The sequence below is a fragment of the Scytonema sp. PCC 10023 genome (assembly GCF_963920835.1).
Classification (GTDB): domain Bacteria; phylum Cyanobacteriota; class Cyanobacteriia; order Cyanobacteriales; family Nostocaceae; genus Kalymmatonema.
The window spans coordinates 1-207 of sequence record NZ_CAWUDP010000441.1; the positions used below are offsets into that span (position 1 = coordinate 1).

At 55.6% G+C, this 207-nt stretch carries 1 protein-coding gene; it reads right to left on the minus strand.

The window, feature by feature from the left end:
* Window position 1 precedes the first annotated feature (1 nt).
* Window positions 2-207, minus strand: a 206-nt coding sequence (locus ACM0OZ_RS49510) for a hypothetical protein (RefSeq protein ID WP_414590266.1), incomplete at its 5' end; no start/stop codon positions are given.

Genomic DNA, 207 nt, shown 5'->3' on the forward strand with positions numbered 1-207 from the left:
GCTATCGCCTGGAGCAATGCAATATTGGCGATCGGCGCTGGTCGCTTATTGAGCGCCGTTGATGGGAGCGTGCTTGAACGGGACTTTGGATATGTCCATTGGATGCTAGCGTCGTTGCAGGATTCGCCCAAAGAGTCGCCTGAGGTTCACTCGAACGACGTCTGGCTGCGCCGTCCGTTTGGTACTGCCATCCATTTTGAGGATCAG